We start from the raw sequence: 12,518 nt of genomic DNA, 5'->3' as shown, positions 1-12,518 counted from the left end.
GGGTTCACTCATGCCATCCAACACGAGCCGCAGAGGTCTCCTGTTCGGAGCCGCCGCACTGTCCTCCGGAGCCCTGCTCGCGGGATGCACCAGCAACGAGCCCGAGAACGAGGGCTCGGACGACAAGGACCAGCAGGTCGCCGACGACAAGCCGGGCAAGAAGGTCACCGTCGGCTTCGCGGGCCCGCAGGCCGACCACGGCTGGCTCAACGCGATCAACGACCAGGCCAAGAAGCGGGCGGACAAGTACTCCGACGTCACCCTGGAGGCCACCGAGGGCTCCAACGACACCGCCGCCCAGATCGGCCAGGTCGAGACGCTCATCAACAAGAAGGTCGACGTCCTGGTCATCCTTCCGGCCGACGGCAAGGCGCTCACCCAGGTCGGCCTCAAGGCGATGAAGGCCGGCATTCCCGTCGTCAACCTGGACCGCGTCTTCGCGTCCCCGCAGGCCTACCGCTGCTGGATCGGCGGCGACAACTACGGGATGGGCCTCAGCGCGGGGCACTACATCGGCGAGAAGCTGAAGGACAAGAAGAACGCGCGCGTGGTGGAGCTCGCCGGGCTCGACAACCTCGAACTCACCAAACAGCGCTCCAAGGGCTTCGACGACGCCCTGAAGAACTACTCGAACATCGAGAAGGTCGCCCGGCAGGCCGCCGACTTCACCGTCGAGTCGGGCCAGTCGAAGATGTCCCAGCTCCTCCAGGCGCAGAAGAACTTCGACGCCCTGTGGAACCACGACGACGACCAGGGCGTGGGCGCCCTGCGCGCCATCAAGCAGGCCGGGCGCGACGACTTCCTGATGGTCGGCGGGGCCGGCGCGCTCTCCGCCTTCCAGGCCATCGAGTCCGACAACAGCGTCCTGAAGGCCACCGTCCTCTACCCGCCCACCATGGCCGCCTCCGCGATCGACCTCGCGCGCGCCCTCGGGCAGAGCAAGGGGATCAGCGGCATGGCGGAGTTCGAGATCCCGTCCTTCGTCACGTGCTACTCGGCCGTCGTGGACAAGGAGAACGTCGGCCAGTACATGTCCACCGGCTTCAAGTGATACGCGCGTCCGCACCCCCCACCGAGCGTCGATCAGGAGGATTACCGCATGCGTGAGCGCGATTCGCGTGGTTCCGAGCAGGGCGAGCCCGACCCCGGGGCAGGGAAGCGGCCACTGGGGGTGGGCATGGTCGGATACGCCTTCATGGGCGCCGCCCACTCCCAGGGCTGGCGCACCGTGGGGCGCGTCTTCGACCTGCCGGTCGAACCGGTGCTCGCGGCGGTCTGCGGCCGGGACGCCGACGCCGTCCGCTCCGCAGCCGACCGGCTCGGCTGGGCCGCCGCCGAGACCGACTGGCGGGCCCTGATAGCCAGGGACGACGTCGACATCGTCGACATCTGCACCCCCGGCGACAGCCACGCGGAGATCGCCATAGCCGCGCTCGACGCGGGCAAACACGTGCTCTGCGAGAAGCCCCTCGCCAACACCGTCGACGAGGCCGAGGCCATGGTCGAGGCCGCCGAGCGGGCCCGTGCGCGAGGGCAGGTGGCGATGGTCGGCTTCAACTACCGGCGGGTGCCCGCCCTCGCCCTCGCCCGGCGGATGGTCGTCGAAGGGCGGCTCGGCGCGCTGCGCCACGTACGCCTGACGTACCTTCAGGACTGGCTGGTGGACCCGGAGTTCCCGCTCACCTGGCGGCTCCGCAAGGACCGCGCGGGGTCAGGGGCGCTCGGCGACCTGGGCGCGCACATCGTCGACCTCGCGCAGTACCTGGCGGGGGAGCAGGTGGCGGGTGTCTCCGCGCTCACCGAGACCTTCGTACGGGAGCGGCCGCTGCTCGACGGGGCGTCCAGTGGGCTCACCGCGGCCGGCGGCGCGCGGCGCGGCACGGTCACGGTCGACGACGCGGCGGTGTTCACCGGCCGGTTCCCCTCCGGGGCGCTCGCCAGCTTCGAGGCGACGCGCTTCGCCGCGGGCCGCAAGAACGCGCTGCGGCTCGAACTGAACGGCTCCGAGGGCTCGCTCGCCTTCGACCTGGAACGCCTGAACGAGCTCTCCTTCCACGACCACACCGAACCCGCCGTCTCCTCCGGCTTCCGCCGCATCCTCGTGACCGAGCCGGAACACCCCTACGTGGAGGCCTGGTGGCCGCCGGGGCACGGCCTCGGCTACGAGCACACCTTCGTGCACCAGGCCCGCGACCTGGTGCTCGCCATCGCCACGGGAGCGCGGACCGAACCGTCCTTCGCCGACGGGCTCTCCGTGCAGCGGGTCCTCGCGGCGGTGGAGGAGAGCGCGGCGAAGAACTCCGTGTACACGAAGGTGCCGGTCTGACGGCTGCGGCTGTTCCGCCCCGTGGGCGCGGTTCCTCGCCCGATTCCCTTGCCCGATCCCTTTGCCCCATTCCGCCTGTTCCCCGCCTGATTCCCGCCCGAGGAGGCCCCGGTCATGCCCCGTAGGTTCACGCTCTTCACCGGTCAGTGGGCCGATCTGCCGCTCGAAGAGGTGTGCGGGCTCGCCCGCGACTTCGGTTACGACGGACTCGAACTCGCCTGCTGGGGCGACCACTTCGAGGTCGACAAGGCGCTCGCCGATCCCGGCTATCTGGCGGGGCGGCACGCACTGCTCGACAAGTACGGGCTCAAGTGCTGGGCGATCTCCAACCACCTCGTCGGCCAGGCCGTCTGCGACGCGATCATCGACGAGCGGCACCAGGCGATCCTGCCGGCCCGCATCTGGGGCGACGGCGACGCGGAAGGCGTGCGGCAGCGGGCCGCCGCCGAGATCGAGGACACGGCACGGGCGGCCGCCGCCTTCGGCGTCGACACCGTCGTCGGGTTCACGGGATCCTCGATCTGGCATCTGGTCGCGATGTTCCCGCCGGCCCCCGAATCCATGATCGAACGGGGCTACGAGGACTTCGCCGACCGCTGGAACCCGATCCTGGACGTCTTCGACGCGCAAGGCGTCCGGTTCGCCCACGAGGTGCATCCCTCCGAGATCGCGTACGACTACTGGACCACCCACAAGGCCCTGGAGGCGGTCAACCACCGCGCCGCCTTCGGCCTCAACTTCGACCCCTCGCACTTCGTCTGGCAGGACCTCGACCCGGTCGGGTTCCTGTACGACTTCCGCGACCGCATCTACCACGTCGACTGCAAGGAGGCCCGGCGCCGCCTGGACGGCCGCAACGGCCGCCTCGGCTCCCACCTCCCGTGGGGCGACCCGCGGCGCGGCTGGGACTTCGTGTCGGCCGGACACGGGGACGTGCCGTGGGAGGACGTCTTCCGCATGCTGCGCTCCATCGCGTACGAGGGCCCGGTCTCGGTGGAGTGGGAGGACGCGGGCATGGACCGTCTCCAGGGCGCCCCCGAGGCACTCAAGCACCTCAAGGCGTACGACTTCGAGGCACCGACGGCGTCGTTCGACGCGGCGTTCGGCGGCTCGGACTAGGCACGCGTCGTCCGGACCGACCGCTGCCGGTGGTCCGACGCGGCCCACGTAGTCCTACATGGCCTTACATGTTTGTCCAGCGACGGGAAAAAGTTCAACTTCTATGCCGCGCAAGGGCTTTCCGCCCGAGACAAACGTGGCTACCGTCCCTGAGGTGTACAGGACACGCACTGACCGGGGTGACGGCGCGCCCCGGCGCACGGCGCAAGCACCCGCGTACGACCGTCCCCCTTTCGGAGGAACTTCCGTGCACAGGAAACGCCTGAGACTCCATAAATCCCTCGCCCTGGTCACCGGCGCACTGCTCACCGGTGCGTCCCTGGTCCTCGCCGTACCCCAAGCCGGTGCCGTACCCGCGGACCCGCCTTCGGCGGCCGCCCCCGTCGCCGAAGACTTCCAGCAGGTCACGCTCGCCAAGGGCGCCGCGGAGACGGGCGAGCCGATGACGCTCTCCGTGCTCCCCGACCGCTCGGTCCTGCACACCTCCCGCGACGGCACGCTGCGCCTCACCGACGCCGCGGGCAACACCAAGATCGCCGGCAAGATACCGGTCTACTCGCACGACGAAGAGGGCCTGCAAGGCGTCGGGATCGACCCGAACTTCAGCGAGAACCGCGCGATCTTCCTCTACTACGCGCCCCCGCTGGACACCCCGGCCGGTGACGCGCCGGAGAACGGCACGGCCGAGGACTTCAAGAAGTTCGACGGCGTCAACCGCCTCTCCCGCTTCGTCCTCAAGGCCGACGGCACGCTCGACAACGCCAGTGAGAAGAAGGTCCTCGACGTCCCCGCCAGCCGCGGCACCTGCTGTCACGTCGGCGGTGACATCGACTTCGACAAGGACGGCAACCTCTACCTGTCGACCGGCGACGACTCCAACCCCTTCGCCTCCGACGGCTTCACGCCCATCGACGAGCGCTCCACCCGCAACCCCGCCTTCGACGCCCGGCGCAGCGCGGGCAACACCAACGACCTGCGCGGCAAGATCCTGCGCGTCAAGGTCGCCGACGACGGCAGCTACACCGTCCCGGACGGCAACCTCTTCGCCGCGGGCACCGAGAAGACCCGCCCCGAGATCTACGCGATGGGCTTCCGCAACCCCTTCCGGATGAGTGTCGACAAGCCCACCGGCATCGTCTACGTCGGTGACTACGGCCCCGACGCGGGAGCGGCCGACCCCAAGCGCGGCCCCGCCGGACAGGTCGAGTTCGCCCGCGTGACCAAGGCCGGCAACTTCGGCTGGCCCTTCTGCACCGGCAAGAACGAACCGTACGTCGACTACGACTTCGCCACCGGCACCTCCGGCGAGGCCTTCGACTGCGCGGCCCCCAAGAACGAGTCGCCCCACAACACCGGCCTCACCGACCTGCCGCCCGCGCAGGAAGCGTGGATACCGTATGACGGCGGCTCCGTCCCCGAGTTCGGCTCGGGCTCCGAGTCCCCCATGGGCGGCCCGGTCTACCGCTACGACGCGGACAACACCTCGCCCGTGAAGTTCCCCGAGGCCTACGACGGTGACTTCTTCGCCGGTGAGTTCGGCCGCCGCTGGATCAAGCGCATCGAGCACGGCTCGGACGGCGCCGTGCAGTCCATCAACCCCTTCCCGTGGACGGGAACCCAGGTGATGGACATGGAGTTCGGCCCCGACGGCGCCCTCTACGTCCTCGACTACGGCACCGCCTGGTTCGGCGGCGACGAGAACTCCGGGCTCTACCGCATCGAGAACGCCACCGACGGCCACTCCCCGGTCGCCGAGGCGAGCGCGTCGAAGACCAGCGGCCAGGCCCCGCTGCGCACCAAGTTCACCGCGAAGGCCACGGACGCCGACGGCGGCACCCTGACCTACGCCTGGGACTTCGGCGACGGCGACAAGTCGACCCAGCAGAACCCGACGCACACATACAAGAAGAACGGTGTTTACACCGCCACCGTGACCGTCAAGGACTCCACCGGACGCACCGGCTCCGCCAGCGCCCACGTCACCGTCGGCAACACCGCGCCCAAGGTCACCCTGGAGCTCCCCGGTGACGGCCAGCTCTTCACCTTCGGCGACAAGGTGCCCTTCAAGGTGAAGGCCACCGACCCCGAGGACGGACCCGTCGACTGCACGAAGGTCAAGGTCACCCACATCCTCGGCCACGACAGCCACGGCCACCCCGTCACCTCGGCCAACGGCTGCTCCGGCACCATCCAGACCTCCGCGGACGGCGAGCACGACCCGAACGCCAACATCTTCGGGGTCTTCGACGCGGAGTACACCGACAAGGGCGCCAACGGCCAGCCCGCGCTGACCACCCACGACCAGAACGTCGTCCAGCCCAAGCACCGCCAGGGCGAGCACTACAACGAGTCCAAGGGCGTCGCCATCACCAACCACACCCCCGCGCACGGCGGAAAGACGGTCGGTGACATCCACAACGGCGACTGGATCTCCTTCGAGCCGTACATCCTCGGCAACGCCACGAAGCTGACCGCGCGGGTCGCGTCCGCCGGAGCCGGCGGCACCCTGGAGGTCCGCAGCGGTTCCGTGAAGGGCAGGCTGCTCGGCACCGCGAAGGTCACGCCGACCGGCTCGTGGGAGACGTACGCCGACGTCAGCACCAAGATCACCCGGCCGTCCGCCAGGACCACCACGCTCTACCTGGTCTTCAAGGGCAAGGGCTCCGGGGCGCTCTACGAGGTCGACGACTTCACCTTCACGACGAAGGCGGCTTCGGCCACGAAGTCGGCCACCGGCGTTTCGGCCACCGGCAAGCTGGCCAAGGCTTCCGACTGAGAGGGGAGTGACCACCATGCGCAAACGAGCTCGGCTTCTCACCGCGACGGCGGCGGCCGCTCTGCTCATCGGGTGCGTGTCCGGCCCGGCGGCGTCCAAGCCCAGCCACGAGCAGGGACAGGGACAGGGAAAGGTGCGGGGGAAGGCGCAGGGCCAGGGAGACGGCGGCAAGGCGGCGGCCGGTGAAAGGGTCCTCGTCTTCTCCAAGACGGCGGGCTTCCGGCACGACTCGATCCCCACCGGCATCGAGACCGTCAAGGAACTCGGCGCGGCCAACGGCTTCACGGTGGACGCCACCGAGAACGCCGGAGCCTTCACCGCCAAGAACCTCAGCCGCTACGACGCCGTCGTCTGGCTCTCCACCACGGGCGACGTCCTCAACGCCACCCAGCAACGCGCCTTCGAGCGCTACGTCCGGGGCGGCGGCGCCTACGTCGGCGTACACGCCGCCGCCGACACCGAGTACGACTGGCCCTTCTACGGCGGGCTCGCGGGCGCCTACTTCCAGTCGCACCCCGCGATACAGCAGGCCGAGGTCCACGTCGAGGACCACGCCCACCCGGCCACCGCCCACCTGGGCAGCGGCGCCTGGGAGCGCACCGACGAGTGGTACAACTACCGCTCCAACCCGCGCGACCGGGCCCGCGTCCTGGCCACCCTCGACGAGTCGTCGTACTCCGGCGGCACCATGTCGGGGGACCACCCGATCGCCTGGTGCCAGGACTACGAGGGCGGCCGCTCCTTCTACACCGGCGGCGGCCACACCAAGGAGTCCTACGCCGAACCGGACTTCCGCCGGCATCTGCTCGGCGGCATCCGCTGGGCGGTCGGCGCCGTCCAGGCGGACTGCCGGCCCGAGAAGGGCTACACGCCGGTCTTCGACGGCACGGCGGCCTCGCTGGAAGGCTGGAAACAGGCGGGCCCCGGCTCCTTCACCCTGAAGGAGGACGACGGAACACTGTCGACCGTCGGCGGTATGGGCATGCTCTGGTACGACCGGCGCGAGCTCGGCTCGTACTCGCTCAAGCTGGACTGGCGGATGTCCGGGGACGACAACTCCGGCATCTTCGTGGGCTTCCCGGCCTCCGACGATCCCTGGTCGGCGGTCAACAACGGCTACGAGATCCAGATCGACGCCACGGACGTCCCCGAGAAGACGACGGGCTCCGTCTACGGCTTCCGCTCCGCCGACCTGAAGAAGCGCGACAAGGCGCTGAACCCGCCGGGGGAGTGGAACACCTACGAGATCCGCGTCGAGGGCGAACGCCTTCGCGTCTACCTCAACGGTGTCAAGGTCAACGATTTCACCAACACCGATCCGGCGCGCAGCCTGCGGCAGGGGCACATCGGCATCCAGAACCACGGTGACTCCGATGAGGTCTCCTTCCGCGACATCCGCCTGAAGGAGCTGACGGGGAAGCGCTCATCCGCGCCCTCCGCGTCTCCTTCTCCCACCTCCTCCTCTTCCCCGAAGCCCGGCTCAGGAGGGGGCCGCTAGACGACGGCGGGCGGAGGACGCCGGACCTCCGCCCGCCGTCTTGGGCCCCTGGCCTCGGGCCCCGGGCCTGCGGTCTCGGGTTCCGTCCCCCCCCACTCCATGTCACCCACGTCATCTGTACCTCGCGTCGCGTTTTCCCCGCGTCATGGCAGGAGGCACCCATGTCCACATCCGCGCTTTCCCACTCTCCCGTCGGCGTCTGGCTGATCGGCGCGCGTGGTTCGGTCGCGACCACCGCCGTCGCGGGATGCGCGGCCGTGGCCGCCGGGCTGCAACCACCCATCGGCATGGTCACGGAGACGCCACCCTTCGCCGACTGCGGACTGCCGGAGCTGTCGTCACTGGTCTTCGGCGGCCACGACACCGCGAACTGCCCCCTGCCCAAGCGGGCCGAGGAACTCGCCGCCGGCGGCGTCCTGCCGCACAGCCTCCCCTCGGCCGTCCGCGCCGAACTCACCGCGGCCGACAACGAGATCCGCCCCGGCGGCCCCCAGCCGGGCGACACCCGCACCGACGAGGAACTGATAGCCGCCTTCGCGGAAGACCTGCGCGACTTCACCCGGCGCCGGGGCCTGACGCACACGATCGTGGTGAACGTGGCGTCCACGGAGCCGCTTTCCGCCGACGGGGGCGCCGGGGCCGCGGGGGCTACCGGAGCTGCCGGGGCTGCCAGCGGGCCGGGCGATGAGGGGCGGTTGCCTGCCAGTTCGCTTTACGCGGCAGCCGCGCTCAGGGCCGGTTGCCCCTACGTGAACTTCACCCCCTCCACGGGTCTGCACCACCCCGACCTGTCCGAGGCGGCCCTCGCCGCCGCGCTGCCCCACGCCGGACGCGACGGCAAGACCGGCCAGACCCTTCTGCGGTCGGTGCTCGGCCCGATGTTCGCCCAACGCGCGCTCGCCGTACGGGCCTGGTCCGGCACCAACCTTCTCGGCGGCGGTGACGGCGCCGCCCTCGCCGACCCCGCCGCCGCGGCGGCCAAGAACGCCGGCAAGGAACGCGTACTCGCCGACACCCTCGGCACCACCCCCGAGGGCCAGGTCCACATCGACGACGTCCCCTCCCTCGGCGACTGGAAGACCGCCTGGGACCACATCGCCTTCGACGGCTTCCTCGGCACCCGCATGGTGTTGCAGACCACCTGGCAGGGCTGCGACTCCGCCCTCGCGGCACCCCTGATCCTCGACCTGGCCCGCCTGACCGCCCGAGCCCACGAACGCGGCATCACCGGTCCCCTGCCGGAGCTCGCCTTCTACTTCAAGGACCCGGACGCCGGAGCCCCGGCGGCCCTGGGCGAGCAGTACACGGCCCTGCTCGGCTTCGCCGACCGCCTCCGGGACGCCCGATGACCGCCGCCCGCGACTGGGCCGAACTGCTGCGTCTGCCAGCCCTGTTCACCGTCCCCGGCGACGCCCTCGCCGGAGCGGCGACGACCGGCCTGACGCCCAACCGCCGCACCCTCCTCGCCATCACCTCCTCCCTCTGCCTGTACGAAGCCGGCATGGCCCTCAACGACTGGGCCGACCAGGCGGAGGACGCCGTCGAACGCCCCGAACGCCCGCTGCCCTCCGGCCGCATCACCCCTCCCGCGGCCCTGGCCGCGGCCACCGCGCTCACGGCGGTGGGTCTCACCGCCGCCGCCCGCGCCGGCCGCCCGGCCCTGGCGGTGGCGGGTGCCCTCGCAGGCACCGTCTGGGCCTACGACCTGGGCCTGAAGCACACCCCCGCCGGCCCGGCAGCCATGGCCGCCGCCCGAGGCCTCGACCTCCTCCTCGGCGCGACAGCCACGGCCGGCCCGGGCCACCGCCGACCCACCAGGGCAGCCCTGCCCTCGGCCACCGCCCTCGCCACGCACACCCTCGCGGTAACGGTGGTGTCCCGCCGCGAAGCCCAGGGCGGCTCATCAGCTGCCCCACTGGCCGCGCTGGTGGTCGCGGGGGTGGTGGGACGGCTCGTGGGCGGCGGAGGTTTCGGCACCGGCACCGGCACCGGCACCGGCACCGGAGCTTCCGGCACCCGCAGTGGTGACTCGGGATTCCGTGTGCGTCACGCTTCTTCGCTCGGCGCCGTCGATGCCCGTGTCGCGCCACGCCACGTCCTGCGCGCCGCCCTCGCTCTCGCCTACGTCGGCACCGCCGCCAAGCCTCTCTTCCACGCGGTGCTCAATCCCTCACCTCCGCTCACCCAACGGGCCGTCGGCGGTGGTATCCGCGCCATGATCCCGCTCCAGGCGGCGCTCGCCGCCCGGGCCGGAGCCGTGGGCACCGCTCTGTTCACCGCCGCACTCGCCCCGGCCGCCCGCAGGTTCGCACGGAAGGTGAGCGTCACATGAGCGACACCGGTCCCCGCCCCACCGACGGCCTGCCCGGCGGAGTCCGCTTCGGCTATGGCACCAACGGCCTCACCGACCTCCGTCTCGACGACGCCCTCGACCTCCTCGCCGACCTCGGCTACGCGGGCGTCGGACTCACCCTCGACCACATGCACCTCGACCCCCTCGCCCCCGACCTCGCCGAGCGCACCCGCCACGTGGCCCGCAGGCTCGACCGCCTCGGCCTGACCGCCACCATCGAAACCGGCGCCCGCTACGTACTCGACCCGCGCCGCAAACACGGCCCCTCCCTTCTCGACCCCGATCCGGAGCGCCGATCCGAACGCGTCCGGCTGCTGATACGTGCCGTCCAGGTCGCCGCCGACCTGAACGCCCACGCCGTGCACTGCTTCAGCGGCATCACCCCGGCCGACACCTCCGACGACATCGCCTGGAAGCGGCTGGCCGACGCCCTCGGCCCCGTCCTTGAGGCCGCCGCCACCGCCGGCATCCCGCTCGCCGTCGAACCCGAGCCCGGCCACCTCCTCTCCTCACTCGCCGACTTCCACCGCCTCCGTGCCGAACTCGGCGCTCCCGATCCCGGCCTCCTCGGTCTCACCCTCGACATCGGCCACTGCCAGTGCCTCGAACCGCTCCCTCCCGCCGACTGCGTACGCTCCGCCGCTCCCTGGCTGCACCACGTCCAGATCGAGGACATGCGCCGCGGCGTCCACGAGCACCTGCCCTTCGGTGACGGGGAGATTGACTTCCCGCCCGTCCTCGAAGCCCTGGCCGCCGGCGGCTATCAAGGCCTGACCGTCGTCGAACTGCCCCGCCACTCCCACGCCGGGCCACAGCTCGCCACGGAGTCGATCGAGTTCCTCCGTAAGGCCGTGGCCTCGGGGCGGCGAGGTGGGGCACTCGCGGCCGCCGAAGGAGGAACATCGTGACCGACACCCCCGGGATCGCCGCCCTCCGTACGCGTCTCGAAGCCGACCTCGGCGGAGCCGCCCGCGCCTGGCTCGACCAGGCCCTCGCCGAAGCCGCGGCCCACGCCGGGCGTCCGGAGCAGCCGACGCAGAGGTCGGTGCCCACGTGGGAGCTGCGGCTCGCCGAAGCCGGGCGGCGCTGCGGGGCCGACCACGCCGACGCCGCCCGCGTCCTGCTCCTGCACGCGGCGTCCGCCGCCCCGGCCACCCTCGCCCGCGTCTACGGCCAGGGCACCGCCCCCGAGCGGCGTGCCGTTCTGCACGCCTTGCCGCACCTGGTGCCGGGGCCCGAGGCCCTGCCCCTGGTCGAGGACGCCCTGCGGACCAATGACACGCGGCTCGTCGCCGCGGCCGTAGGCCCGTACGCCGCAGAGCACCTCGCCCCGCACGACTGGCGCCACGCCGTCCTCAAGTGCCTGTTCACCGGTGTCCCCGTGAATGCCGTCGCCGATCTCCCCAGGCGGGCCGGAGGCGATATGGAGCTCGCCCGCATGCTGTCCGACTTCGCGAGCGAACGCACCGCGGCCGGGCGTGACGTGCCGGACGATCTGCACCGCGTGCTGTCCCTGACCGATCCGGTGAGCACCGCGACCCCGGCTGCGCCCACCGGCCCTGTGGCCCCTTCCACCGGCGAGGAATAGGAGTCCCGATGCGCATCTTCGACCCCCACATCCACATGACGTCCCGCACCACCGACGACTACGAGGCGATGTATGCGGCGGGTGTCCGCGCGGTGGTGGAACCGGCCTTCTGGCTCGGTCAGCCCCGCACCTCGCCCGCCTCCTTCTTCGACTACTTCGACTCCCTCCTCGGCTGGGAACCCTTCCGCGCCGCCCAGTACGGCATCGCCCACCACTGCACGATCGCCCTCAATCCCAAGGAGGCGAACGATCCGCGCTGCACGCCGGTCCTCGACGAGCTGCCGCGCTACCTCCTCAAGGACAACGTCGTCGCCGTGGGCGAGATCGGCTACGACTCCATGACGCCGGCCGAAGACGCCGCGCTGGCCACTCAGTTGCAGCTCGCGGCCGACCACGAGCTGCCCGCCCTCGTGCACACGCCGCACCGGGACAAGCTCACGGGCCTGCGCCGCACCATCGACGTCGTGCGGGAGTCCGCCCTGCCGCTGGACCGCGTCCTGATCGACCACCTCAACGAGACCACCGTGAAGGAGGCCAAGGACAGCGGCTGCTGGCTCGGTTTCTCCGTCTACCCCGACACCAAGATGGACGAGGAGAGGATGGTCGCCATCCTCCGGGACTTCGGGCCCGAGCGGGTCCTGGTCAACTCCGCCGCGGACTGGGGCAAGAGCGACCCCCTCAAGACCCGCAAGGTCGCCGACGCCATGCTCGCGGCGGGCTACGACGAGGACGACGTCGACCTGGTGCTGTGGCGCAACCCCGTCGCCTTCTACGGGCTCAGCGGCCGCCTCGCCCTGGACGTCACCGGCACCGACGCCACCCACGAGGGAAACTCCATCCTGCGCGGCGGTGCGTGAG

General features: G+C 71.1%; 10 protein-coding genes. All 10 read left to right on the top strand.

Features of this window, described 5'->3' with window-relative positions:
• Positions 1-10: 10 nt before the first annotated feature.
• A complete protein-coding gene (locus ACZ6JY_RS34645; RefSeq protein ID WP_469202461.1) occupies positions 11-1,051 on the top strand; it encodes a substrate-binding domain-containing protein in 1,041 nt (346 codons plus the stop codon).
• A 48-nt stretch (positions 1,052-1,099) separates the two neighbouring features.
• Positions 1,100-2,326 carry a Gfo/Idh/MocA family protein gene (locus tag ACZ6JY_RS34640; RefSeq protein WP_469202459.1) on the top strand — a complete coding sequence of 409 codons (1,227 nt, stop codon included), beginning with the start codon at positions 1,100-1,102 and terminating at the stop codon, positions 2,324-2,326.
• 114 nt (positions 2,327-2,440) lie between these two features.
• Complete coding sequence (locus ACZ6JY_RS34635; protein ID WP_469202457.1) at positions 2,441-3,445, top strand: sugar phosphate isomerase/epimerase family protein; 1,005 nt, start codon at positions 2,441-2,443, stop codon at positions 3,443-3,445.
• A 247-nt stretch (positions 3,446-3,692) separates the two neighbouring features.
• Positions 3,693-6,221 carry a PQQ-dependent sugar dehydrogenase gene (locus ACZ6JY_RS34630; protein WP_469202455.1) on the top strand — a complete coding sequence of 843 codons (2,529 nt, stop codon included), beginning with the start codon at positions 3,693-3,695 and terminating at the stop codon, positions 6,219-6,221.
• Positions 6,222-6,237: 16 nt separating this feature from the next.
• Positions 6,238-7,719, top strand: coding sequence for a ThuA domain-containing protein (locus ACZ6JY_RS34625; RefSeq protein WP_469202453.1), 1,482 nt, complete (start codon positions 6,238-6,240; stop codon positions 7,717-7,719).
• A gap of 161 nt (positions 7,720-7,880) precedes the next feature.
• The gene (locus tag ACZ6JY_RS34620; RefSeq protein WP_469202451.1) at positions 7,881-9,068 is read left to right on the top strand and encodes an inositol-3-phosphate synthase; all 1,188 of its coding nucleotides are present in this window, start codon (positions 7,881-7,883) and stop codon (positions 9,066-9,068) included.
• Positions 9,065-10,051 (top strand): SCO3242 family prenyltransferase, encoded by a 987-nt coding sequence (locus ACZ6JY_RS34615; protein ID WP_469202449.1) that lies wholly within the window; start codon positions 9,065-9,067, stop codon positions 10,049-10,051. The genes ACZ6JY_RS34620 and ACZ6JY_RS34615 overlap by 4 nt, the downstream gene beginning before the upstream one ends.
• Positions 10,048-10,980 (top strand): sugar phosphate isomerase/epimerase family protein, encoded by a 933-nt coding sequence (locus ACZ6JY_RS34610; protein ID WP_469202447.1) that lies wholly within the window; start codon positions 10,048-10,050, stop codon positions 10,978-10,980. Before ACZ6JY_RS34615 ends, ACZ6JY_RS34610 begins: the two co-directional genes overlap by 4 nt.
• Positions 10,977-11,660, top strand: coding sequence for an EboA domain-containing protein (locus ACZ6JY_RS34605; protein WP_469202445.1), 684 nt, complete (start codon positions 10,977-10,979; stop codon positions 11,658-11,660). The genes ACZ6JY_RS34610 and ACZ6JY_RS34605 overlap by 4 nt, the downstream gene beginning before the upstream one ends.
• 8 nt (positions 11,661-11,668) lie before the next feature.
• Complete coding sequence (locus ACZ6JY_RS34600; protein ID WP_469202443.1) at positions 11,669-12,517, top strand: TatD family hydrolase; 849 nt, start codon at positions 11,669-11,671, stop codon at positions 12,515-12,517.
• Position 12,518 lies beyond the last annotated feature (1 nt).

It is taken from the genome of Streptomyces sp. NPDC046335, from assembly GCF_055587985.1.
This window is presented reverse-complemented; position numbering and strand designations above follow the sequence as displayed.